This is a genomic window from Hyunsoonleella flava, from assembly GCF_004310325.1.
In the GTDB taxonomy this organism is placed as follows: Bacteria; Bacteroidota; Bacteroidia; order Flavobacteriales; family Flavobacteriaceae; genus Jejuia; species Jejuia flava.
This window is the reverse complement of sequence record NZ_SIRT01000010.1, coordinates 47,684-73,441: the sequence shown is the minus strand read 5'-3', so window position 1 is coordinate 73,441 and position 25,758 is coordinate 47,684. Positions and strand designations below refer to the sequence as shown.

20 protein-coding genes and 2 tRNA genes are annotated in these 25,758 nt (G+C 34.5%); 11 read left to right on the top strand and 11 right to left on the bottom strand.

Annotation, left to right across the window (positions count from 1 at the left end; genetic code table 11):
• Nucleotides 1–341: 341 nt before the first annotated feature.
• Nucleotides 342–1,856 carry a GH3 auxin-responsive promoter family protein gene (locus EYD45_RS11865; protein ID WP_130964775.1) on the bottom strand — a complete coding sequence of 505 codons (1,515 nt, stop codon included), beginning with the start codon at nt 1,854–1,856 and terminating at the stop codon, nt 342–344.
• A 44-nt stretch (nt 1,857–1,900) separates the two neighbouring features.
• On the opposite strand from EYD45_RS11865, the gene EYD45_RS11860 reads away from it, so the two are divergent.
• Both EYD45_RS11860 and EYD45_RS11855 read left to right on the top strand, forming a co-directional pair.
• On the top strand, nt 1,901–2,695 hold the full coding sequence (locus EYD45_RS11860; RefSeq protein ID WP_130964774.1) for a DUF2797 domain-containing protein: 795 nt from the start codon (nt 1,901–1,903) through the stop codon (nt 2,693–2,695).
• A 72-nt stretch (nt 2,696–2,767) separates the two neighbouring features.
• The gene (locus EYD45_RS11855) at nt 2,768–2,992 is read left to right on the top strand and encodes a hypothetical protein (RefSeq protein ID WP_130964773.1); all 225 of its coding nucleotides are present in this window, start codon (nt 2,768–2,770) and stop codon (nt 2,990–2,992) included.
• A gap of 2 nt (nt 2,993–2,994) precedes the next feature.
• On the opposite strand, the gene EYD45_RS11850 is transcribed toward EYD45_RS11855, so the two are convergent.
• The 5 genes from EYD45_RS11850 to EYD45_RS11830 form a co-directional block, all read right to left on the bottom strand.
• Nucleotides 2,995–3,615, bottom strand: a complete 621-nt coding sequence (locus EYD45_RS11850) for a LysE family transporter (protein ID WP_130964772.1) — start codon at nt 3,613–3,615, stop codon at nt 2,995–2,997.
• A gap of 100 nt (nt 3,616–3,715) precedes the next feature.
• Nucleotides 3,716–3,910 carry a 30S ribosomal protein S21 gene (gene rpsU / locus EYD45_RS11845; protein ID WP_130964771.1) on the bottom strand — a complete coding sequence of 65 codons (195 nt, stop codon included), beginning with the start codon at nt 3,908–3,910 and terminating at the stop codon, nt 3,716–3,718.
• A gap of 103 nt (nt 3,911–4,013) precedes the next feature.
• Nucleotides 4,014–4,877, bottom strand: coding sequence for a sigma-70 family RNA polymerase sigma factor (locus EYD45_RS11840; protein WP_130964770.1), 864 nt, complete (start codon nt 4,875–4,877; stop codon nt 4,014–4,016).
• Between the two features lie 477 nt (nt 4,878–5,354).
• Entirely contained in the window at nt 5,355–8,033 is a 2,679-nt protein-coding gene (locus tag EYD45_RS11835; RefSeq protein WP_130964769.1) for an AsmA-like C-terminal region-containing protein, read from the bottom strand.
• Between the two features lie 107 nt (nt 8,034–8,140).
• Nucleotides 8,141–8,845 carry a queuosine precursor transporter gene (locus EYD45_RS11830; RefSeq protein WP_130964768.1) on the bottom strand — a complete coding sequence of 235 codons (705 nt, stop codon included), beginning with the start codon at nt 8,843–8,845 and terminating at the stop codon, nt 8,141–8,143.
• A gap of 71 nt (nt 8,846–8,916) precedes the next feature.
• Between EYD45_RS11830 and folK the strand changes: the two genes are divergently transcribed.
• Both folK and EYD45_RS11820 read left to right on the top strand, forming a co-directional pair.
• On the top strand, nt 8,917–10,047 hold the full coding sequence (gene folK / locus EYD45_RS11825; protein ID WP_130964767.1) for a 2-amino-4-hydroxy-6-hydroxymethyldihydropteridine diphosphokinase: 1,131 nt from the start codon (nt 8,917–8,919) through the stop codon (nt 10,045–10,047).
• A gap of 191 nt (nt 10,048–10,238) precedes the next feature.
• On the top strand, nt 10,239–11,183 hold the full coding sequence (locus EYD45_RS11820; protein ID WP_130964766.1) for a hypothetical protein: 945 nt from the start codon (nt 10,239–10,241) through the stop codon (nt 11,181–11,183).
• Nucleotides 11,184–11,342: 159 nt separating this feature from the next.
• On the opposite strand, the gene EYD45_RS11815 is transcribed toward EYD45_RS11820, so the two are convergent.
• The 3 genes from EYD45_RS11815 to EYD45_RS11805 are packed head-to-tail and all read right to left on the bottom strand — an operon-like array spanning nt 11,343 to nt 13,375.
• Nucleotides 11,343–12,002 (bottom strand): class I SAM-dependent methyltransferase, encoded by a 660-nt coding sequence (locus EYD45_RS11815; protein ID WP_130964765.1) that lies wholly within the window; start codon nt 12,000–12,002, stop codon nt 11,343–11,345.
• Between the two features lie 12 nt (nt 12,003–12,014).
• Entirely contained in the window at nt 12,015–12,839 is an 825-nt protein-coding gene (locus tag EYD45_RS11810) for an O-methyltransferase (protein WP_130964764.1), read from the bottom strand.
• Nucleotides 12,836–13,375, bottom strand: a complete 540-nt coding sequence (locus EYD45_RS11805) for an RNA methyltransferase (protein WP_130964763.1) — start codon at nt 13,373–13,375, stop codon at nt 12,836–12,838. Before EYD45_RS11805 ends, EYD45_RS11810 begins: the two co-directional genes overlap by 4 nt.
• 165 nt (nt 13,376–13,540) lie before the next feature.
• Here EYD45_RS11805 and mutS point away from each other — a divergent pair, with 165 nt between their 5' ends.
• The 3 genes from mutS (at nt 13,541) to EYD45_RS11790 (ending at nt 16,439) form a co-directional block, all read left to right on the top strand.
• Nucleotides 13,541–16,153, top strand: a complete 2,613-nt coding sequence (mutS, locus tag EYD45_RS11800; RefSeq protein ID WP_130964762.1) for a DNA mismatch repair protein MutS — start codon at nt 13,541–13,543, stop codon at nt 16,151–16,153.
• Nucleotides 16,154–16,250: 97 nt separating this feature from the next.
• Nucleotides 16,251–16,322: transfer RNA gene (locus EYD45_RS11795), tRNA-Gly, on the top strand.
• A gap of 32 nt (nt 16,323–16,354) precedes the next feature.
• A tRNA-Leu gene (locus EYD45_RS11790) sits at nt 16,355–16,439 on the top strand.
• Between the two features lie 102 nt (nt 16,440–16,541).
• On the opposite strand, the gene EYD45_RS11785 is transcribed toward EYD45_RS11790, so the two are convergent.
• A complete protein-coding gene (locus tag EYD45_RS11785; RefSeq protein WP_130964761.1) occupies nt 16,542–16,919 on the bottom strand; it encodes a hypothetical protein in 378 nt (125 codons plus the stop codon).
• A 96-nt stretch (nt 16,920–17,015) separates the two neighbouring features.
• Nucleotides 17,016–18,251, bottom strand: a complete 1,236-nt coding sequence (locus EYD45_RS11780) for a 3-deoxy-D-manno-octulosonic acid transferase (protein WP_130964760.1) — start codon at nt 18,249–18,251, stop codon at nt 17,016–17,018.
• A gap of 155 nt (nt 18,252–18,406) precedes the next feature.
• Between EYD45_RS11780 and EYD45_RS11775 the strand changes: the two genes are divergently transcribed.
• The 4 genes from EYD45_RS11775 (at nt 18,407) to EYD45_RS11760 (ending at nt 25,748) form a co-directional block, all read left to right on the top strand.
• The gene (locus EYD45_RS11775) at nt 18,407–19,564 is read left to right on the top strand and encodes a DegT/DnrJ/EryC1/StrS family aminotransferase (RefSeq protein WP_130964759.1); all 1,158 of its coding nucleotides are present in this window, start codon (nt 18,407–18,409) and stop codon (nt 19,562–19,564) included.
• Nucleotides 19,557–20,576, top strand: coding sequence for a UDP-glucose 4-epimerase GalE (gene galE / locus EYD45_RS11770; RefSeq protein WP_130964758.1), 1,020 nt, complete (start codon nt 19,557–19,559; stop codon nt 20,574–20,576). The genes EYD45_RS11775 and galE overlap by 8 nt, the downstream gene beginning before the upstream one ends.
• Nucleotides 20,577–20,781: 205 nt before the next feature.
• Nucleotides 20,782–22,320 (top strand): helix-turn-helix domain-containing protein, encoded by a 1,539-nt coding sequence (locus EYD45_RS11765; RefSeq protein ID WP_130964757.1) that lies wholly within the window; start codon nt 20,782–20,784, stop codon nt 22,318–22,320.
• A 230-nt stretch (nt 22,321–22,550) separates the two neighbouring features.
• The gene (locus EYD45_RS11760) at nt 22,551–25,748 is read left to right on the top strand and encodes a SusC/RagA family TonB-linked outer membrane protein (RefSeq protein ID WP_130964756.1); all 3,198 of its coding nucleotides are present in this window, start codon (nt 22,551–22,553) and stop codon (nt 25,746–25,748) included.
• Nucleotides 25,749–25,758 lie beyond the last annotated feature (10 nt).

Below are 25,758 nucleotides of genomic sequence, written 5' to 3'. Positions count from 1 at the left end.
TGGTATATTTTCAAATGGATATTTAATTAATATGTAATACTTTGATTGTTTCTTGATTTCGAAATCAAAAATATGTCTACTTCAAGTATTCAGCAAACTCGTAATATCACTTTTAGACGATACGACGAATAACTCGTTAAAACCACAAAACGATTTGCAGTTTATCTATTCATCGGATTTTTTTATGAAACCATGACAGGTATATTTATTAAAAAGCCATAACCTGATTCTGAATATTTTGAATTCACGTCAGTATCTAACATATCAAAATTTATTCGGACAAATTGCATACATTAAACTTTGAGCCATTGATCTACGGTTTATTCTGAAAACAAATTTGTTTAAGAATTTAATTTTAGTAGCTCATCAAGGTAATCTCTGGTATTGGAAAGTCTAGGTACTTTATGTTGTCCACCCAACTTATTATTCTGCTTTAACCAATCATGAAATAGTTGTGGTCTTGCAACATTAATGGTGGGTTTATTTAAGGTGATGTTGTTGTAGCGCTTTGCTTCATAATCGGAGTTTAATGATTTTAATGCGTTATCAAACAATTCATTGAAATATCCCATGTCCTTGGGTGGCGTTTTAAATTCAATAAGCCATTCGTGCGCCCCTTTTTCTTTGCCTTCCATAAAAATAGGCGCAGCAGTAAAGTCCACAATTTCTGCCTTTGTGCGTTTGCATACTTTTTTTAATGCAGCCTCAGCATTTTCGATAATTAATTCCTCCCCAAAAACATTAATATGGTGTTTGGTTCTGCCAGTAATTTTTATACGATAAGGATCTAAGGAAGTAAATCGTACTGTGTCACCAATTTTATAGCGCCACAATCCAGCATTGGTTGTAATTATAACTGCATAGTTTTTTTTCAGTTCGACTTCACTTAAAGGAATTGCTTTTTCTTCTGAAGTGGCATAAATATCAATAGGGATAAATTCATAAAAAATCCCATAATCCAGCATGAGCAACAATTCATCTGAATCATTTTGATCTTGAATCGCAAAAAAACCTTCCGAAGCATTATAAATTTCGTAATACTTAAATTGCTTTCCTGGTAATATTTTTTTGTATTGATCTTTGTAGGGCACAAAGCTTACACCACCATGGAAATAGACTTCAAGATTTGGCCATACTTCTAAAAGACTTTCCTTTCCAGTCGTTTCTAAAACATTGTTTAAAAGTACTAACATCCAGGATGGAACGCCCGCAAGACTCGTTACATTTTCATTGATGGTTTCATCTACAATAGCCTGCATTTTATGTTCCCAGTCGCTCATCAAAGACACCTTATTACTTGGAGTGCTACTAAACTCTGCCCAAAATGGCATGTTGTCAATTAAAATAGCCGATAGGTCTCCAAAGATAGTTCCGTTCTCTTTATACAATTCTTTGCTGCCTCCTAAACGCAAACTTTTACCAGTGAATAATTGTGAATCTTCGTTATTATTTAAATACATACACAACAAATCCTTGCTTGCTGCATAATGACAATCTTCTAAGGACTCTTCGCTAACAGGAATAAATTTACTTTTTGCTCGGGTAGTACCACTAGATTTAGCAAACCATCTAATGGGTGTGGGCCAAAAAATATTGTTCTCACCTCTTCTGGAGCGCTCAATTACATCTTGCCAGCCATCGTAGTTTTTAATAGGAACGCGACTAGCAAAAGTTTCATAGTCTTTTATCGATGCAAAATCATGCCTTCTTCCAATTTCAGTATTTTTTGCAAAATCCAAAAGATTTAGTAGCAACTCGTTTTGTACTTCATTAGGGTATTTTAAAAACAATTCAATTTGATGAAATCGCTTTTTGAGGAACCAGGATGCAATGGAATTAACTAATGGAATTGGCATATTTATGCTATCTTTAAGTTTTTAAAAATAATACTTTTTTTTATATGACCTATCAAGGTGTTTTAAGGAAAATGGAGACTGAATTTTCTAGTCCAATTCAATATTATTTGGTGTTTGAAAATGATTTTATTCATATAAATCAGCTATTGAATAAGCACATAAAAATGCAATTTGTGAAGTATCAGTGCTTAAACTGCGGATTGGACAAAGAAATATACAGACAGGGTTTTTGCAAGAGTTGTTTTTTCGATATCCCTCAAGCTGCTGACTGGATTATGAGACCAGAATTAAGTACTGCACATTTAGGAAAAGAAGACCGCGATTTGGAATACGAAAAGAAAGTACAGTTACAGCCTCATATTGTGTATTTAGCTAACTCAAGTAACGTAAAGGTGGGAGTGACTAGAAAAAGTCAAGTGCCAACACGTTGGATAGATCAAGGTGCGCACGAAGCTATCGAAATTGTTGAAGTCCCCAATCGTTATTTGGCAGGAATAACCGAAGTGGCTTTAAAAGACCATGTGGCTGATAAAACAAATTGGCGCACCATGCTTAAAAACGACATTAAGGATGAAAATTTAGTGGAATGGCGAGAGCGCTTAAAAACTTACATTCCCGATGAAGCTAAGGAGTACTTCATTGAAAGCAATTCTGAAACTAATCTAGAATTTCCAGTACAAAAATATCCAGAAAAGCCTAAAAGTTTAAATATTAAAAAAGAGCAATCTTATGAAGGAATGCTAGTTGGTGTAAAGGGACAATATCTCATTTTTGAAGATGACACTGTTTTTAACGTACGGGCTAATGAAGGTTTAGTTTTGGATATATCCATACTCTAATCATTTAGTTTTTTTAACAAGATCATAACATCAATAAAAATAGCTATTTACTATCTTGTAAATAAAAAAGCTATGAAAATTCCAGTGATGTTTTATGTGGGGCTTACCACATTTCTTTTAGTCTTATTAACGCTTATGGTGTCTATGAATATGGCGTTTACTTGGGTGTTTTACACCATGTGTATAGGTCAGGCTTTAGTGATTGTGATGGTATATAAAGTATTGAAGGATAAATACACCACAGATAAGACTTTTGAACACTTTTACGAAGACAGACCAATTAATTATCGCAAATAGTCTTATACTAGATAAAGGTTTAAACTCTGTGCCAAAGCAATAAAAACAAGTAGCACTCCCGTTACTTTGTTGATCATTGTGGATATATTGTCGATTCTGTTTTTAATAAGAATACTCACTTTGCTGTAACCATAAAGTGTGATGAGTTTTCCCAGATACACCCCAAAGAAAAATAGAAAAAGCACCAAAAGTGAAGACTCTAATGAAAGCATGATATCATTATTTTGCATCACACTAAATGCTATGACCCAAAATAGTAATACAGGAGGATTCAACACGCCCAAAATAAATCCTGTAGCATATTTAGATTGCGATATTTTTAGTTTTTTAGGTGTATTCTTAGATTGTTCCTTAAAAAATAGATATAATCCAACGCTAAATAATATGACTATTATACTAATTTGAACCCAGATATTTTGCTCAAAAAAGTCTCGTATTGCCATATTGCAATCTAAAGCAAAATAAGACAATAATACTTCTGCTATACCAGCTGTAATAGCTATTTTGAAAGCTTGATTAGCATTTTCTTTTAAAGTTGTGTTGATGACAGCAATATTTGAGGCTCCTAGCGGCAATGCGCTTAGTGTAGCAGAAAAAATACCAACAAATAGATACAGTACCATAATAGATAGTTTGTAGCTTAATAGTTAAAAAGCTTACAATAAAAAATCCCATTTGCTTTTAGCGAATGGGATTTCATAATATTATTTTAGAAAGATATACTTATATATCCTCTTGGTCTCTTAAAGTTTGGATATAAGCCGCTTTCTGGATTTCACGACGTCTCTTAACAGAAGGTTTTGTAAAATACTGCCCTTCTCTTAAATTTTGCATTACTTTAATATTTCTATGCTTTCTTTTGTAGCGTTTTAAAGCTCTCTCGATGTTTTCACCATCTTTAACAATAATCTTTAACATATGTATATTTTATAATTTCGTTATCAAGGTTTCCCAAAAGGGATGCAAATTTCTGTTTTTTTATTAGGAAAACCTAATAAATTTTGGTCTTTGTTTCTCAATGTTAGCCTAAATACGTTTTTAACACCTTATTTCTTGAGGTGTGGCGCAATCTGCGAATGCCTTTTTCCCTTATCTGTCTTACACGTTCACGGGTTAAGCCAATGTTATCACCAATTTCCTGTAAAGTTTTGGGTTGTTTTACATTAATACCAAAATAATGTTTAATTACGTGCGCTTCGTTTTCAGATAACGTTTCCAAAGCACGATTTACCTCAATATTCAAAGATTTTTTTATGAGTTCATCATCAGGACGTGGTGATTCATCCGATTGTACCACATCGTATAAATTTGAAGATTCTCCTTCCCTAAAAGGAGCGTCCATCGAAACATGCCTGCCCGACACACGCATAGACTGTTTCACATCAGCAACTGATAGGTCCAAATTCTTAGCAATTTCATGGGCATTGGGCTCACGCTCATGCGTTTGCTCCAAATGTGAGTATGCTTTTCTTATTTTATTAATCGAGCCAATTTTATTCAACGGCAAGCGTATCACCCGCGATTGTTCTGCGATAGCCTGCAATATGGACTGTCTAATCCACCATACCGCATAACTTATAAATTTAAAACCACGTGTTTCATCAAAGCGTTTTGCTGCTTTTACCAATCCTGCGTTGCCCTCGTTAATCAGGTCCGATAGTGTTAACCCTTGGTTTTGATATTGTTTAGCAACCGAAACCACAAATCTCAAATTAGCCGTAACCAGTTTATCCAATGCTCGCTTGTCTCCTTCCTTAATCCGTTGCGCCAATTCCACTTCTTCCTCGGCGGTAACCATTTCTAATTTGCTAATGTCTTGTAGGTAGTTGTCTAGCGATTTGGTAGCTCTGTTGGTAATTTGTTTCGTGATTTTTAATTGCCTCATAAAATAAAAATGTGTTTTTAGGATTTTACATCATAACAACTTACACTAAAAATTGACAAATCCAAAAAAATGGGCATTTTTATCCAAAAATCATTAAAAATTGACCGAAACTGACCAATTTTAAGAGTTTTTTGGTCGTTTTTTATGAAAAACGTAAATTCTGTATCACTGCGCGTGTGCCGAATTCATTGTAGGATGTATTGACAAGTTAGTATTCCAAATATTTAGCCAGAGCTGTTTAGCATTAAAACCTGAGTTAGATTTTATAGATAAGCAGAAAGTATGATGTATGAAACACAATTGGCAAGTACGCCCGCGTTAGTGATTGCAACGACATCCTTTGTGCGGAGCTTAAATATTAATTTTTTTATTTTAAGAACGATGTTAATTAACTAACAAGATCCCGAAACAAGTTCGGGACTGCTTCGCAGAAAGATATAGTGGAAAGCGCGACCCGCAGGGTAACGCCCAAAAAAATCAATTTATGGAATCTTTCTCCTTCTTTTTCTTATTGCCCAATAAGCCACCGAGTACATTTTTAATGGCTTTTTCGGTAGAGTTTGTACTGTCTACTTTTGTAGAATCTTGTTGTGGCTTGCTCTTAACTATATCATTAAGTACGTCTTTTACTACGTTATCTTGTTCTTTTTTTATGGAGTCGGTTTTGGTTTTGTTGCCTCCAATAACGTCGCCAATTAAATCTTTCACCTTGTCCTTGCCTTGATTGAGCAATTTTTGCTTTTGGATTTCAATCAACTGGTTGGTGAGGTTTTTTACACCACTCGTTAAATCGGTTTTGACCGTTGGGTTTGTAAACGCGCCTGTAATATTGGCCGTTACAGGAATAGAAATAGTATTAACCTCGGCATCATTTATTTGCCCAATAAGCCGGTTTACCTCGCTACCTAAATATTTTGCGGGCACATTAAATACGGCGTTGTAGTTAAGTGTTTTGTCAAAACCATGTGCTCCAGAAACCTCAATTTCAATGTCTTTATACTTAAAATCAAATGGTTTTACGGCCACTTTCCCATCAGCAAATTCCAGTTTGGTTTTAAGATCTTTTAAATCTAGTTTGTCGAAATCGATAAAGTTTAGTGAGCTTTCCAATTTCCTCAATAGCCCATCTTGGGTGTTGATTTGAGTGGTCAACAATTCGGCAAGTGCATCACCAGAAACCGAACTTAATTCTGGAGAAAACTCTTGATCTAAAGATCCCGAGAGGTTTAGCGTGGTATTCAATTTCCCTTGAAGCAGTTTAGCAATCGGTGCTAAATTTTGAAGTAATTCCATACTCCTAAAGGATTGAGCGATATCAAAATCCTGAGCACCTAACTTTAAGTCAAAAATAGGTGTTTCGTCCTTTGTTGATACCGCCCCGTTAATGGTCAATTTCCCATTAAAGAGCGATGAGGTCATGTTTTGCAACGATGCCTTTTGGTCTTTAATGAACAAGGTTCCGGTAACATTTTTAAGATTTAAATTGTCATACATCACAGTTTCCGCATTCGCATTTATGGTACAATCTAAAAACTTAGTAATTTTAAGGGACTCCTCTTCGGTGGTAGTTTTATTTTCTGCTGAAGTTTCATCTTCAGTCATAAAATCGCTTACTTTAAACAGATTCGAATTCACATTAAAATTACCTTTTAATGTATTATCACTCAACAGAAAACCTAGCAGATTATTTATGGTTCCTGTGGCGTTTAAATCACTATCCCCTGTTTTAGCCTTAAAATTATTAAGTGAAACTTTCCCTGGGTTAAAGGTCATGTTTGCTTCTGAAATATGAATAGGGTTCACAATGTCTTCCGAAGAAAACACAAAATCGGTAATGCTTGCTGAACCATTATTCTTTATACGTTCGTAGGCATTAGTTTCGATAGCATTCATATCAAAAGCAGTATTGATTTTTCCCTTTAAAATCCCTGTAAGTGTGTTTTCCAACTCTACAGGATACACTTTGGTGATGTTTCCTAAATTCAGTACACCATCAACATTGGCATTTACCAGCATGTTTTTTGTTAAATTCTTTAATGTGGCCGAAGACTTAAAGACATCTTCGTCAATTTTAAAATTTAAAGTTTTAATATCTATGTAGGTGTCATCTGTTTTACCAGTCGTGTTTATAATGCGAGTGTCAACATAAATATTACTTACACGTTTTGGCAAATCAGGATATTTAAACGACGCATTATTTGATGAAATACTAATATCTAAATTTGGAATGGTTTCTTCAGAACTCAAACCCTTAAGCATCCCTTTTACTTTAAAATCTCCTGTGGTTTCGACGTTTTCAATGTTTTTGGAATATGCCTTCGGAATAACTGCCAAGAAATTTTTAAAGTCGGATTCTGGGTTTTCAAACGAAATATCAATCTGTTGTCCGTTATCAACTTGCTGCACAAAACCTTGGAATTCCAGAGGTAAATCATTAATAAATCCTTTATTATCTTTAAAGGTGTATTTCTGGTTTTCTAAATCTAAATCAATTAAAGCATCTAGTTTTACTGGATTACTACTTAGATAATTGGTGCTATCCAGAGTAATACTCACATTAGCTTCACTTTGAGTGTCCAATTCTGATGCTTCTGCGGAAAATGTGCCATGGCCTTCATGGTTTAATTCTGTAACATGAATTAAAATATCTGAACCTTCATCAATGTAACTAAACGCACTATTTTTAATTTGATAATCTTCAATATCAAAACCGAAGCTATTAGTGCGTTCAGAAGACTTTTGGTTATCATTTTCTTTTGTTATATCGTAGTTGTTATTACCTAATTTATCGGTTTTTAAAGTTAAAAGTGCTTCTTCAATATCTATGGTGTTCACCACAATAGGGTCTTCGTCTGCAGACTTAAAAAGTTCGTTAACATTCATAGTAAACGAAATGTCCTTCGCCGTGGCAAAGGTTTCATCTTTAAAAGGTTCAAAATTGGTAATTACTAAGTCACTAATGCTCACGTGCGCCTCTGGAAAACTTCGTATAAAACTGAGGCTTACATCGCTAAACTCTACCTTGGCATTAACGTTTTCGTTGATAAAGCGTTTTACCATATCCTTTATTTGTCCTTGAAAAGCGAAAGGAATAGCTATTAAAAGTGCAATAATGATGAGTAAAGTAATTCCAACAATTTTTAAAGCTTTCTTCATAAAAAACGGATTTATATAAATATACGAGGGAGATTAGTTTTCGGATAACTTAACTAAAAGTTTAATAAAAATTTAACCTATGCCGTGCGATTGTTGACGGATATGAATTAAAGCAAATCGATTTCTTCGTTTACTTTTAAATTAAAGCGCTTTCTAAATAAATATACGCCAAGATATAAAAAAGGTGTGTCGCAGGCCGCAACTAAAACCTTGAAAAGAAACCCGCTAATTAAAAGCCCTTTAAAGCTACTCCATGGCAATACTTCAAAGAAGCAAAGCAAGAAAACTACTGAAAATGTATCAACGAATTGGGATAACCAAGTTGAGAAATTATTTCTCAACCAGAGATGTTTACCTTTTGTAAGTTGCTTCCAAAAATGATAAATTCTAATATCTACAAACTGAGCGAACAAATAGGCAAACATACTTGCGCCTACAGCTAAAATTGTACGCCCAAAGACATTTGAAAAAACATCATCTTGTATTGGAGAGTTCGATAAAGCGGGAACAATATCAGCAAAAAATATAATTCCAACTGAAAATAAAGAAGCAAAAATCCCAACCACTACAACATCATTTGCGCGCTTTTTACCATAAATTTCACTAATAAGATCTGTGATTAAAAACGTGATGGGATAAGGTAAAATACCAACAGAAATCTCAAAAAGCTTACTCCCAAATATTTCAATATCAAATGGATACCAATAAAAAAACTTCTGAAAAATAAGGTTTGAAACTACCAGAGACGTGATAAATAACCCACCTAAAAGTATATAAATGCGTTGGGCGGCAAGTTTGTCTTTTTGTATCATTAATCGTTGTGGATAAATAGGCTTTGTAAATATAACCTAAATCCATTTACTTTTTATTATTTTGCTTTTCCATGGAAAAACCCACAACCTTCCATATCGCATTGGGCAGTAATAAAGGTGATAAGTTTAAAAACTTACAAGCTGCGGTAGATGCTATTTATAAGCGTGTTGGAAACATTAAATTAATTTCTAAAGTCTATAAATCTCCGGCTTTTGGGTTTGAAGGCGATGATTTTTTAAACTGTTGCTTAGTCCTGGAGAGTTATTTAAAACCTCAAAGCGTTTTAGAACATTTACTTGAAATTGAAGTCGAATTAGGGCGTACGCGAAGTACCGCAAAAGCTTATGAGGCTAGAACAATAGATTTGGATATTGTTTTTGCGGGAGATGCTGTAATTGATACAAAAACCTTGCAAGTGCCACATCCTGAAATGCAAAAGCGTAAATTTGTGTTGCTGCCCTTAAATGATATTGCTTCAAAAGTAAATCATCCGAAATTGGATAAAGAAGTTTCTGTTTTACTTAAAGAGTGTGATGATGAATCTCAACTCGAACCCATTAAAATTTGGTTGAAAAACCCGAGTAGGAAATACGATTTCTCAAAATTTAACTATATCGCTATTGAAGGAAATATTGGTGCAGGAAAAACGAGTTTAGCTACTAAAATGGCTCATGATTTTAATGCGAAATTGATTTTAGAACGATTTGCAGACAATCCCTTTTTACCAAAATTTTATGAGGATGCCAACCGATATGCCTTTCCTTTGGAAATGTCGTTTTTAGCAGATAGGTATCAACAAATTTCAGATGATTTATCGCAACTAGATTTGTTTAAAGATTTCATTGTAAGCGATTATTATGTGGTAAAATCATTAATCTTCTCTAAGATTAACCTAAAAGGAGATGAATTTAATTTGTACAGAAAACTGTTCAATTTGATGTATAAGGACGTCGCAAAACCTGAATTATATGTTTATCTATATCAAAATACTGAGCGTTTGCAGCAGAACATTAAAAAGCGTGGGCGCGAATATGAACAAAACATTTCTGATGACTATCTAGAAAAAATCAATGCTGGATATTTAGAGTTTTTAAAAACTCAGAACGATTTTGAAGTAAAAATTATAGATATTTCAGATAGGGATTTTATCGAAAATCGAGCAGATTATTTATGGATGTTAGATGAAATTTATGCTGAATAATGTTTATTTTCGAAGATTTTCGAATCCATTTTAGAGGCTGAAACATCAATATATTTCAATTAAAAGAAATATAATTACAGATAAAACGAATATTATCTGTTGAAGTGTTAAAAAAACGCTTAAATCAGGATAGTTCAGGACAGTAAAAATGATTTAATACTGTATTTTTATAGTCAAAATTGCAAAATATTATGAAAAAATCAAATTTAATACTCAAGCTCGGAACAATTGCTGCCGTTTGTTTTTGTGTGGCTTTCTTTTCATGTTCATCAGAAGATGGGCCCTCGGAAGATTCAGTTTTTGAGGACGATGTAAATCTAAATCCAGATCCAGACCCTAATCCAGACCCAGGTTCATTGGTAGCAGCTGACGAAGATGCAGGACCTATTACAACATGTACACCAGAAGGGGAAAATGCTACCAGAACATCAAACGATTTACCAAACCCTGTTAATGTTGGAACCATTGACGATAGGAGTTGTTATGCAAATTACAAAGAAGTTGAAATTGATGGACTTACTTGGGGAGTATATAATATAACCGCTGGCTCCAATAATCAAGATGCAGCAAATACTTTACAACCAAGAATAGAACGCTCATTACCTGTAGCGAACTCTAATGTAGGATCATCTGTAAAATTTACAGGAGACTTTAGAATCCTTGAAGTAGCTGATGCAGGTTCATTCAGTCAAGATGGGACTTACATAGCTCAAGCAAAAGGACAACACACTGGTGGTGGTGGTTCTCCAGACCCTGCTATTTGCTTATATAGGGCACATCCTGTTTACGGTGAAGGTAGTAATGCTGATAAGCAAGTTGCTTTTGATATTTATGCTGAGCGTATACTAGAACGCGGTGGATCAGGAAGCGGTAGAGAAGTAGTTTTACTAAAAAGAGTTAATAAAAATGAAATAACTTCTTTCGTGTTAGAGGTAGGTTTTAAAGTAGACCCAAACGATTCTTCAAAAAAAATACACTATTGTAATGCCATAATTGGAGGGGAAGCATTTAATTGGAATATTCCTGACCCTGAAAGAGGCACGCAATCGAAAATTAGATATGGTGCATACAGAGTTAGAGGTGGTAGAGCACAGATTAGATGGGCGAATACTACGCATGATAGAGTTCAAAAATAACTTTAATTAGAAGCGTTTTGATATATAACATAAAAAGGCTGCCCTTTCAGGTAGCCTTTTTATTTGTCGTGAGTTCAACGTAAATAGGCAGTTACATCAGCTAAACGACAATAAATAAGACTTGTGCTGTCCCTTCGAATGAATCCCAATATCGATTTTTTAGGATAATTGATACATTGTCGTAGTGATTTGACTTTTGGTGGGGCTCTCAACATAATATGTCGTTAAGTTTTTAGCATCCTTAATTTTTAAATTAAACGGAGGTCTTAATAGATCAACTCCACTATTCTGCTTTAACCGAATACCTTGTCCAGAGATAATATCCTTATTCGGTGTAAAATTCCCCATCGGTATATGTTCTGTAAGAATAACATATTTATAACTGACTAATTTGTCTAATATTTTTTGTATTTCAGCATTAGATACATGTTGCAGTACTTGTCGTAAAATAGCACAATCACCGATAGGTAATTCATCTTTTGCAATATCCAAGCTATGGAATTCTAAATTATCAGCATGGAAACGTTTTTTATTTCGCTCAATTAAAGGGGCAACAATATCTATAGCAATATATTTTTTAGATAACGGTATAAGCTGCTTTCCGATATTAAAATCCCCACATCCTAAATCGCAAATAATTAAAGGATCCCTAAAGGATGCCAGAAAATGTGTTACTGCTTCTAAATACGTGTTTACAATAGTGTTGTCGTGTGAACCATAACCTGAATAAAAGTCAAACTCAGTCCCACCCCAAAGGTGCTTATCATAAATCTGGGTCATGATGTCTTTGGTAGGCCAAGGTTGCTTTTTTCGTTTCATTTTTAACTTAAATCAATAGCTAAGATGTAGACTGAAATGCTGATTTTTAGTGCTTTCGTTCTTGTCTAAGATCACAACACCTTGCTCGTAAAGATCTATCGTGAAATTCACGTCAGTATCGTTTTTGATGTCGTCCCATGCATCTTTCATGTCTTCGCTCCAATAAATATCATCAAAAATCAAAATTGCTGGAGATGTCATTTTCGATTTTAAATCATTGAAATATTGAAGGGTTGGTGCTTTCTTGTGATTACCATCTATGAATAGCAGATTGAAATACTGGGTTTTCTGTAAAACCTTCTTGAAAGTATCTTCATATAAACCTTGTATTACTTCAAAACTATTGGAATTTACAATAGTTTTAAATTGGTCCCCAGCTATTTTACAGAGTTCTGGTAAGCCTTCCATAGTAATAAAATATCCATTTTTACCTTTAATTGCTTCCAAGAGATAAGTTCCAGAAATCCCCAAATTGGTTCCTATTTCAAGAATACTTGGATTGTCAATAGTTTTAGCAATCCCGTACAGTAATTGACACCATTTTGCTTTGGATGCCGCCTTTTTACAAATTTCTGAAACAATTGCAGTTTCGTTTAATCCGAATACTTCATAGTTAATCTCACTTTTATCTTTAAGAAGTGATTGCCTGTAAGTTTCGCACCTTTTAAAAGCAGAAATATCATCAGCTGAAAAATCTTTACTTTTAACTCTAGTAAAGGCATCCAAAAATAGCTGAAGCGTTGCGTTTTCAACTTTAGCCATTTTGGTTACGGTCGTTTTTTGATGTAATCGATTTTTTAGGATTAATTTATGTTTTGCTACTTTTTTAGCTATCATGTATTACTTGTTTTAAGCTTGTTAAAAACATCCCAAACTATAACACCGCAACTTACTGAAATATTTAAAGAATGCTTGGTGCCAAATTGCGGGATTTCAATAACCACGTCACTTGCCGACACCACATCCTGTGCTACACCTTTTACTTCATTACCAAAAACTAGGGCGTACTTTGTATGTTCTTTGGGTGTAAAGTCGTTAAGCATAGTTGCGTTATCAGCCTGTTCTATCGCACATATTTTTACATTTTTAGCTTTTAGTTTTTTAACTAAATCTAAGGTATTTTCAACGTATTCCCATTCCACTGTTTCTGTACTTCCCAATGCTGTTTTATGAATGTCTTTGTGCGGTGGTGTAGCCGTAATGCCACATAGGTAAATTTTTTCAACTAAAAATGCATCACTTGTTCTAAATACCGAGCCAATATTATTTAAGCTTCGGATGTTGTCAAGGATGATAATTATAGGTACTTTTTTTGCAGCTTTAAATCCATCAACGCTTAATCTTTTAAGTTCGTTGTTTTTTAGTTTACGCATTAATAACTGTTATTTTTCATTTCGGTGAATTTGGAAATCCCATTTGTTGAAATCTCGCTGTAATTGTAGATAACTTATGGAGTATCAACTTCAAAAAACATGAAATTAATAGTACATTGCATGCTACAATTTTTTCAAAAGTAACACATAAAAATAACTTTTCAATTGGCTAAAAAAGCAAAAAAAGAAACCCCATTAATGAAACAATATAATGCCATTAAGGCAAAGTACCCTGATGCTTTATTGTTGTTTCGTGTGGGCGATTTTTATGAAACTTTTGGTAGCGATGCGGTAAAAGCTGCTGGAATTTTAGGTATTATTCTAACCAAGCGTGGTGCTGGTAGTGAAAGTGAGACAGAGTTGGCTGGATTTCCGCACCATTCCTTAAACACTTATTTACCAAAATTGGTAAAAGCAGGAGAGCGCGTTGCCATTTGCGATCAACTTGAAGATCCAAAACAAACAAAAAAAATTGTAAAACGTGGGGTTACAGAATTGGTAACTCCCGGTGTAGCCTTAAACGATGAGGTTCTTGTCTCAAAATCGAATAACTTTTTGTGTTCTGTGTATTTTGATAAAAAATATATTGGGATTTCATTTTTGGACATTTCAACAGGTGAGTTTTTAACTTCACAGGGTAATGCAGAGTATATTGATAAACTACTTCAGAACTTTAGCCCTAGTGAAGTTTTGGTTTCAAAACAAAAACGCACGCTTTTCAATGAAACATTTGGGGACGATTTTCATACCTTTTATTTAGAGGAATGGGTATATCAAACGGATTATGCCTATGAAACTTTAATAAAACATTTTAACACGAAAACACTAAAGGGTTTTGGTGTTGAAGATTTGTACGAAGGCATTATTGCTTCTGGTTCCATATTGCATTATTTAGGTGAAACGCAGCACCATAAATTACAGCATATTACAGCTATTTCGAGAATCGCAGAGGATGACTATGTATGGATGGATAAGTTCACCATTCGAAATTTAGAGCTCTATAATTCTACCAACAACAATGCGGTTACGCTTTTAAATGTTATTGATAAGACCATTTCGCCTATGGGTGGGCGTTTGTTAAAGCGCTGGTTGGCACTACCCCTTAAAAATGTTGAAAAAATAAAACACCGTCACGAAGTTGTAGACTTTTTGGTTAAAGAAGAAACCTTACTCCAAAAAATTCAGAATTACATTAAGCATATTGGCGATTTAGAACGCCTCATATCTAAAACAGCAACAGGAAAAGTAAATCCAAGAGAAGTTATTCAACTTAAGAATTCATTGGAAGCTATTGTGCCAATTAAAGCTTTGGCTTCAAACTCTAAAAATGAGTCGTTGAGAATTATTGGTGATAACCTGCAAAGTTGCGAAGTACTCCGAGAAAAGATAAAAGAGACCTTAAATGAAGAGGCTCCTGTAAATATGTTAAAAGGCAATACGATAGCCCAAGGGTTTTCATCCGAATTAGATGAATTGAGAGGCTTATCTAAATTGGGAAAAGACTATCTGGATAATATGCTGGAGCGCGAAAGTGAGCGCACCGGTATTACATCGCTCAAAATAGCATCAAACAATGTGTTCGGCTATTATATTGAAGTACGAAATACACATAAAGAAAAAGTCCCTGAAGAATGGATTAGAAAGCAAACTTTGGTTAGTGCAGAACGCTATATTACCGAAGAACTTAAAGAGTACGAAGCTAAAATTTTGGGTGCGGAAGAACGGATTTTAGCCATAGAACAGCAATTGTTTTCTGAATTAGTGAGTTGGATGAATCAATACATTAAGGCGGTTCAGCAAAATGCCTATTTAATTGGCCAATTAGATTGCTTATGTGGTTTTGCCCAATTGGCAAAGCATAATAACTACGTTTACCCAAAAATTGATGATTCTTTCGATTTAGAGATAAAGGATGGGCGTCATCCTGTTATTGAAAAACAATTGCCAATTGGTGAAGCATATATTGCCAACGATATATTTTTAGACAGAACGTCTCAACAAATCATTATGATTACTGGGCCAAATATGTCTGGTAAATCAGCAATTTTGCGTCAAACTGCTTTAATTGTTCTGTTGGCTCAAATAGGAAGTTTTGTTCCTGCCCGGGAAGCGAATATTGGTTTGGTAGATAAAATATTTACAAGAGTGGGTGCCAGTGACAATATTTCTATGGGCGAATCAACTTTTATGGTTGAGATGAATGAAACGGCTTCAATTTTAAATAATATCTCAGATAGAAGTTTGGTGCTCTTAGATGAAATTGGACGTGGTACAAGTACATACGATGGTATTTCAATTGCTTGGGCTATTAGCGAATATTTGCATGAGCATCCTTCAAAGCCAAAAACGTTGTTTGCAACACATTATCACGAACTTAACGAGATGAGTGAAACCTTTGAACGTATTAAAAACTTTAATGTTTCTGTAAAAGAATTAAAGGACAATGTGTTATTCTTAAGAAAACTGGTTAAGGGAGGCAGCGCACATAGTTTTGGTATTCATGTGGCTAAAATGGCGGGTATGCCACAGCAAGTGCTCAGAAGAGCCAATAAAATTTTAGAAAAGCTGGAAAAATCGCATTCTAGCGAAGAGCTTACAGATAAGGTTAAAACCTTACATGATGATATGCAATTAAGTTTCTTTAATTTAGATGATCCGTTGTTGGAAAATATTAAAGACGAAATCCTCCACACTGATATTGATACCCTAACTCCAGTGGAAGCACTTATGAAATTAAATGAGATAAAGCGTATGTTGGTAAAGAAAAAACAGGCGTAAATTTAATTTCATTTATTTTTGTAAAAGGCTTTGCAATTCCTAGAAATATTTTAAATTTGCATCCGCAATCGTGAGGTTGTACGTTCATTAAAACAATGCGAAAGTAGCTCAGGGGTAGAGCATCACCTTGCCAAGGTGAGGGTCGCGGGTTCAAATCCCGTCTTTCGCTCTGAAACTTTCTTAAAATATACCAATTAAGTTGCTGAAGTGGTGGAATTGGTAGACACGTTGGACTTAAAATCCAATGGCCATTATGGCCGTGCGGGTTCAAGTCCCGCCTTCAGTACAAAGCCTTATCAAATTTGATAAGGCTTTTTTGTTTTTAAAACTTATAGAAATAAAAAAAACCACCTACAAGGTGGTTTTTACATACTAAAAGATTTCCCTTTTAGTTACTTGTCTTTAACTTATTTGCTTCTTTTTTCACAGCATTAGCAGCGTCGTCAGCAGCTTTACCAGTAGCATCAACCGCTTTATCAACTGTTTCACCAGCTTTCTTAGCTGCGTTATCTACAGCCTCACCAGCAGCGTCAACTGCATTATCCACAGCTTCTCCAGCCTTTTCAGCAGCACCTTCAACTGCATCTCCAGCTTTTTTAGCAGCTTCACCAGCAGCATCAACTGCATCGTTAGCAGCTTCTTTAGTTGCTTCTGCCGCGTTTTCTACAGCGTCCTCTACAGATTCGGCCTTTTTTGTGTCTCTACATGATGTGAAAGATAATCCTAATGCTAATAATAAAGCTGTTCCTAAAACTAATTTTTTCATTTTGTCGTTGTTTTTAGTGTTAATTATTTAGTTTGCAATTTAATATCAATAATTAAAATGCGAACATTTTTTCGGGTTTTCTTTAAGAAAAACATCTTATATACGCAGATAATCTAGTATTTGGATGACGGCACCACTGTTTTTCTTTATAAACTTCAAATTTTTAGACCCTGATATTTCTCTGTAGTCACTATTTTCCAATAAACTTTTTAGAGTTTCATTAAATTCTTCTTGGTTTTTTATAGTAAACATCCCTCCATTATCTATCATGGCCTGCGCTTCAGGAAACTTTTCATGATTTGGACCAATTAAAACAGGCATGCCAAAAACAGCGGGTTCTAATGTATTGTGCAGACCTGTAGTGCCCATAGCACCACCAACATAGGCGATGTCACCATAACTGTAAATTTTTGATAAAAGTCCTATGGTATTAATGATTAGAATGTCATAATCAGCCAAAGAATTATCCTCAATTTCAGAGTACAAAATAGTTTTTGCTTTAGTTTTCGAAATAAAATGTTTGATTTGGGATTCTTTTATATTATGTGGTGCTATTATGTATTTTACTCCAGAAGAAGTTTTGTTATTGATAAAATTAATAAATAGAGTTTCGTCTTCAGGCCATGAGCTGCCTACTATTACACATAAATCGTCTCCTTTAAATTCTTCAACAAAATTTAATCTGTTGTCCGCCTTTATTTGATTACTTACCCTATCAAACCTAGTGTCTCCAGAAACTGATACATTATCATAGCCAATAGACTTCAATAATTGCTTTGAACTTTCATTCTGAGTAAAAATATGCTCAAAAACAAACAGAGACTTCTTAAACAAATTGCCATAGAATTTAAAATAGATTTGATCTGGTCTGAAAACAGCCGAAACTAAAATAGCCCGCATCTCCTTTTTTTTAATCTCGCTTAAATAATTAGGCCAAATATCATATTTTACAAATACTGAAAGTTCTGGATGTACAAGCGTTATAAAACGTTTTGCATTTTTTTTTGTATCTAAGGGTAAATACACTACAACATCAGCGACTAGGCTATTCTTCCGTATTTCAAAACCTGATGGAGAGAAAAAACTCAATACAATTTTATGGCTTTTATAATGTGCTCTTATTTTTTCAAAAACAGGCAAGCCTTGCTCGTATTCACCAAGGGATGCGCAATGAAACCATATGGTTCGATCTGTAGCTTTGAGATGTTGATCAAGTAAACTAAAGGTGCGGATCCTTCCCTCAACACCTAGTTTAATTTTAGCGTTGAACAGTGCTACGATTTTTAAAATATAACCTGTAAAGTATGTACCTATACTATATATAAATTGCAAGGGTGTTATCTTTCTTGCTAAAATACATTTCTTTGAAATAAATCAATGGATGACATTGATGAATTTTGTAATTTTGTTAGTAGACAACTCAAGCAGAGTATAATTAAACTAGGGTCATAATCTGCTTTTATGATTATGATTCTAAAACTTCGAATATGAAGAAAATTCAAATGGTTGACCTAAAAGGTCAGTATAACGACATAAAAGATGTTGTTTCTACTTCAATAGATAATGTAATTGAAAATACAGCTTTTATAAATGGGCCAAAGGTTCACGAATTTCAAAAGAATTTAGAAAATTATTTAGGCGTAAAGCATGTTATCCCATGTGCTAATGGTACAGATGCGTTGCAGATAGCAATGATGGGACTTGGTTTGAAGCCTGGAGACGAGGTGATTACCGCAGATTTTACATTTGCAGCTACAGTAGAGGTGATTGCACTGCTGAACTTAACACCTGTATTAGTGGATGTTAATGAAGACGATTTTAATATTGATATCGAAGCTCTAAAAAAAGCCATTACACCAAAAACAAAAGCGATTGTTCCGGTACATTTATTTGGTCAATGTGCAAATATGGAAGCAATTCTTGAAATTGCAAAAGCACATAATTTATATGTGATTGAAGATAATGCTCAAGCCATTGGTACAAATTATACATTTAAAGACGGTACAAAGGCAAAAGCTGGAACCATAGGTGATGTTGGGGCTACGTCGTTTTTTCCATCCAAAAACCTGGGAGCATACGGCGATGGTGGCGCTATTTTCACTAATGATGATGATTTGGCGCACACCATAAGAGGTATTGTTAATCATGGTATGTACAAGCGTTATCATCATGATGTTGTGGGCGTTAATTCGCGTTTGGATAGTATTCAGGCCGCAGTACTAGATGCAAAATTGCCTAAATTGGATAGCTATAATAAAGCAAGACAAAGTGCTGCAAAAAAATACAATAAAGCTTTTGAGGCTATTGAAAACATAATCACACCTGAATTAACCAACGGTTGCGGTGAAAATATATGCGATACTTGTGATTGCCATGTATTTCATCAATATACATTGAAATTAAAAAATATTGATAGAGATGCTCTTGTGAAGCATTTAAATGAAAAGGGTATTCCGTGTGGTGTATATTATCCAATCCCTTTGCATCTCCAGAAAGCTTATGCAGATGATAGATATAAGGAATCAGATTTTCCAGTAACAAATCAATTGGTAAAAGAAGTGATTTCATTGCCGATGCATACCGAATTGAACGACGAACAGATTGAATTTATAACATCAACTATAATTAAATTTATAAATGGATAAAATACTAGTAACGGGTGGATTAGGGTTTATTGGCTCTCATACTGTTGTAGAGTTACAAAATGAAGGCTACGATGTAATAATCATTGACGATTTGTCAAATTCTTCAATAGACGTTTTAGAAGGCATTACTAATATCACTGGTAAAAAGCCAAGTTTTGAAAAATTAGATTTAAAAGATAAAACTGGTGTTGAAGCATTTTTTGCTAAACATAACGACATAAAGGGGGTCATTCATTTTGCAGCTAGTAAAGCGGTTGGAGAGAGTGTGCAAGAACCATTGTTGTATTACGAAAACAATATTGCTACACTAGTATATATTCTAAAAGAGTTGAAAAAATTACCTTCTGCAAGTTTTATTTTCAGTTCGTCATGTACCGTATACGGACAAGCGGATGAGCTACCAATTACTGAAAGTGCTCCAGTTAAAAAAGCAGAATCGCCTTATGGCAATACAAAACAAATTGGGGAAGAGATCATACAAGATACCTGTAAGGTTGTAGATTCGCTAAAGGCTATTGCTTTGAGATACTTTAATCCTATTGGAGCACACGAATCTGTCGAGATTGGAGAGTTACCTATTGGTGTGCCTCAAAACTTGGTGCCATTTATTACCCAAACGGCAATAGGCCTGCGCGAGCAACTTTCAATATTTGGAGATGACTATCCTACGCCAGATGGTACATGTATAAGAGATTATATTCACGTAGTGGATTTGGCTAAAGCACATGTAGTGGCTTTAAACAGGTTATTGCAAGGAAAAAATAAAGCCAATTATGAGACTTTTAATTTAGGGACAGGAAAAGGAAGTTCGGTATTAGAAGTTGTAAGATCATTTGAGCGTGTTTCGGGCAAAAAATTGAATTACAAGATAGTAGATAGAAGAGAAGGCGACATTACTGCGGCGTATGCAGATACTACTTTGGCAAATGAAGAATTGGGTTGGACATCTAAACTTTCATTAGACGATGCGATGCGATCCGCTTGGAACTGGGAACAGAAGGTAAGAGGGTAACATTTCTAATTATAATTTATAGCCATTCCTTGTCGGGAATGGCTTTTTTTATGCCATTAGCCTACCAATAGCGGTAAAAGATTATCGGGAATTACCTTTTTAAGAATTTTTTAAGAGTTACCGATATCTTTATTTATAAATTCATAATAAAATAGCATTAAAGCTAAAACCTTAGCTTTTGATATTTATTCTCAACCAATTTTTAATGAACCATCAAACCAAAATATTACTAGTTTTTTTGTGTGTTTTTATTTTTGGTTTTAAATGCAATGCTATCTCAGGGTTTGAGCCTGTAAGAGCTTTTCAAATTGACAGCTTAATTGAGGAGAAAAATATAAATAATAGCTTAACTAGACTAGAACTTTTAGTGCTTTATCAAGATGCATTAGCAGCAAAGCCTAGTGACTCTATAGAAGTTTTTAAAAACTTGGCGTTGTTAAATGCAGAGTTGAATCAGCCTCGGGATGCTGAAATCTTTTCAGAAAAATATATTTCAAACACTTTAGACTTTAAAATATTGTCAAATAGTGCCTACGATGAAATTCAAGATTCTGACGAGTACGCTAATTTAAAGCAGAAGTACTTACCCAATATACACACCTTAGGTTTTATATATTTTTATGCAGCTTTAATAGGTTTCTTTTTTGCTTTCGCTATAAATACTACCAAGAAAGGGAATAGACATGCAAAGTTGTTCATTGGATGTTTTATTGCAATTCATTCATTGTTTATTCTTGAGTTTGTTTTATTTATGTCTAGGCTTTTACTACGTTTTCCTCATGCTTATCGTATGTCGTCTTCAGTGGCTTTGTTATTCGGGCCTTTGTTATTTTTTTATTTTAAAAGTGTTACCCAAAATTTTAAGTTCCGAGCCAAAGACCTATTACATGTTTTGCCTACAATAATTTTGTTAATTTTCTTGATACCCGTTTATGCTGAATCTGCTTCGGAAAAATTAAGAATAATGCTAAGACTAAGTGATTTTAACAGTAATTTTTATGATACGTTTACTTTTTTCGTAAAAATAGCATCACTAATATTTTATGCGTTTTGTATTTGGAAAGCACAGTTTTCAAAGATGGAAATTAATAAGGCGTTACCACATAAGTCGTCTATAAAAAAGTGGTTCAAAAACCTATATAGAATTCATGTCGCTTATATAGCAGCTTATTTTATATATGGCATATTTGCCTACATTATAAAGAGCGATGTTTCTACATATGTTTACCATTTTCAAATTGGTGCTATGTCAATAATGATACTATACATAGCCTACATGGCGTTTGTACAACCAAATATATTTAATGCTGATCTAAATAATGGTATTGACATGGTATTTACCCCAAAGTATGAAAAATCTGGTCTTACACCTGGACTTTCCAAGGAATTAAAAGAACAGTTAATTAAACTACTTGTTCAAGAGAAAATATATAAAAAGAGCGATATTAATTTAGAGATTCTATCCAATAAGTTAAATACTACCAGACACAATACATCTCAAATTATCAATGAGCATTTCAAAATGAATTTTTTTGAACTCATTAATAAGTTTAGAATCAAAGAGGCGATAAAAATACTTGAATCTGACACGCATGGTAGCTTAAACATAATTGATGTTGCCTATGAAGTGGGCTATAATAATAAGGTGACATTTAATAAAGCTTTTAAAAAGGAAACTTCACTAACTCCTACTGAATACATACAAACAAAAGCCAACCTAAACCCAAAGGTAAAACGAGAGTAAATTTTTATCGGATAGGTAAAGTATTATGGGAATTACCTTATTTACAGGCTTTTATAATTTTCTTTACTTCGCAATTGCTAAAAGGTGAGGCAGACAAGGGCTTTACTGAAAACATAAGAGAGATCCACTAAACTTTGGAAGTAAAGTATAATTTTTTGAATTAGTCACTTAAAAAAACTTTGCTGCCCACCTTTTTTCAATCTGCATAGACTAATTCAAATTCATTTTTTATGAGATTAAAAAACTACTACGCATTAGTGCTTATAATGTTTGGGGTATCCACATTATTTGCACAAGAACAAACCATTACAGGACAAGTTGTAGACGTAAACAATTTGCCGCTTCCAGGAGCAACTGTCTTGGTTAAAGGAACCACAAATGGGACCTCAACAGATTTTGATGGAAAATATGCAATAAGGCTAAATACGGGAGGCGCTCTAGTATTTAGTTATGTTGGATATGTAACTAAAGAAGTTTCGATTGGCACATCAAGTGTTATCAATGTAACTTTAGAGGAAGACGCTACCACACTTGAAGAAGTGGTAGTTGTAGCTTATGGAACACAGACTAGGGAAGCTATAGTTGGAGCTGTAGATGTAATTGATGCTGAAATTATTGAAAATCAGCAGGTAACCTCTCCGCTTAGAGCTTTACAAGGAACCGTAGCTGGTGTTAACATTGTTACTGCAGGTGGGCAACCAGGTCAAAATCCTAATATTAGGATTCGTGGCTTTGGAAGTTTTAATGACCAATTGGGTAATCGAAGTGTTGATACTGGAGGCTTCGCAAGTTCTAACGCTCCTCTAATTATTGTAGACGGTGCTCCTTTCAGTGGAAATTTAAACACAATAAGTCAGGATCAAATTGAGTCAATTTCAGTATTAAAAGATGCCAGTGCTGCATCGCTCTATGGCTCAAGAGCCGCAAATGGAGTGATAATAGTTACTACAAAGAGAGGTAAACGAAATGGCGGAGCTGAAATTAGCTTGAGGAGCCAATACGGAATTTCTAACCCTTCAGTAGGTATTCATGATTTGGTAAGCTCTGAAGATTACTTAAAATTAATGTGGTCTGCCATAAGAAACGATAATCTTTATGGTTTAGGTCAATCTCCTGCAGATGCAGCTGCTAATGCAAGTTCTGCTTTAATTCCTACTATTGGATACAATCCATATAGTGTTAGTAACCCAATAGATACTAATGGCAATTTAGTCGATGGGGCTAACCTGCGTTGGAATACCAAATGGGAAGATGAGGTGTTAAGGAGAAATGTACCAAGAATAAATCATACACTAACAGTTTCTGGTGGTAGTGAGAAATCTAATTATTTTTTCTCTTTTGATTATTTAGATGAGGAGGGTCCTGTTATCAGATCTAATTTTGAGAGAATTGCGACTAGAGCTGCAATAGATACTCAGGTCAATGATTGGTTAAATACAGGAATTACTCTTGGCTATTCAAGATCAGATTCTAATAATCCAGACCAAACTTCGGGAAGCACCACCCAAGCAATTTCATGGATATATAGTAATAGTAGTGTGTATCCTATTTATGTAAGAGATGCTAATGGTAACCTTATCTTAGACGCTAATGGCGAGTTAATTTATGATCTCGGTAATGGAAATGGAAGACCAATTGGGCAACCGATAAATAACACAAGACCTGGAATTGTTGGAGAAAATATTCTATCATCAATTCTATTGGGAACCGAAAAAAGAATCCGTACAAATCTCATAGGTTCAGCCTATGCAGAAGTTACTTTTTTAAACAATTTCACCTTCAAGTCTACATTTAATTATGAGAATTATGTATTTGACAGTCATGAGTTTGATGATGACGAGATTGGAGCAGCTTCAAATGTTCAGGGAAGGGTTACAAAACGAAGAAACGTTACATCTGCGCGTAATGCTATTCAAGCCTTAAACTATTCCAATACTTTTGGGAAACACAATGTATCTGTTGATGGAATTTTTGAAGCGAATACTAATACATTGGATAGTTTTAGAGCTTCATCAACTGGGTTTTTACCGGGTCAACAAGAAATTGGTAATGGTACTGTTGCCGAATCTTTCGGTGGTTTCAGATCAGAGCGACGTATTACAAGTTGGTTAGGAAGGGTATCTTATAATTTCGATAAAAAATATTTCCTTGAAGGAAGCTACAGACAGGATAAAACGTCTCAACTAGAAGAAGAATTTAGAACAGGTGATTTTTTCTCTATTGGAGGTTCATGGGTGATTACTAATGAAAGCTTCATGGATAATGTAGATTGGGTAAATAATTTAAAACTACGTGCCTCTTTTGGAGAACTTGGTAACATCAATATTCCTGGAGGATTTTTCCCTACCAGTTTTGTTTTTGGTGGAGCCAATTTTGGAAATGTAACAATTTCACCAGTTGAAGGACAACCAATTAATCTACCAAATTCCACTTTGCCCGACCCTGCTTTAAAGTGGGAAACATCAAGATCAACTAACTTTGGTTTAGATTTTAATTTGTTTAATAGCGTTATTTCGGGATCGGTTGAGTATTTTGAAACAGAAAGTGTAGACCTTATTCAGGCTATCACAAACACACCTTCCTCTGGTGTGCCATTCCTTAGGGCAAATGCCGGTATTATCAACAATAGCGGTTGGGAGATTACTTTAAATAGTAATATCATCAACAAAGAAGATATCTCTTGGAGTGTGGGAGGTAACGTTTCACTTTTAAAGAATGAAATAACACAAATTTCTCCGTTCACAGATAGGCTTATACAAGGCACTAAATTATGGGTGCCAGGAGCTTCAATATTCGAATTTTATGTAAGAGAATGGGCGGGTGTTGATCCTGCTACAGGGGATGCACTATGGTATAGAGACGTACTTGATGCTAATGGAGAAGTGACAGGGAGGGAAGTTACAAACGATTATGATACTGCCACTCGCTACCAAACAGGTAAGGAATCTCTTCCTGATGTTCAAGGTGGGTTTAATACTTCTTTTAGATATAAACAATTTGATGTGAGTGCATTGTTCAATTTTAGTTTAGGAGCTTATCTATATGATACAGATTACACAGGTTTAATTAACCCAGCTGTTGGAAATTCTGCCCATCCTGATAATTTTAATTCTTGGTCTCAACCTGGTGATATTACAGATTTTCCGCGATTAACTCAAGGTCAAAACAGTTTTACGTTTAGATCTACAAGATGGTTATTTAAGAACGATTACTTAAGATTAAAAGCTTTAACAGTAGGTTACAATCTACCTCAAAGTGCCTTGGATGTTGTAGGGCTCAACCAATTTAGATTATATCTGCAAGCAGATAATTTACTTACATGGCAATCTCACAAGGGGATTGATCCTGAACAGGCATTTAATGGCCTTACCAACAATAGATCGCCTTTACAAAGGACATTTACATTTGGTGCACTTATAAAATTATAAAACAAAAGTT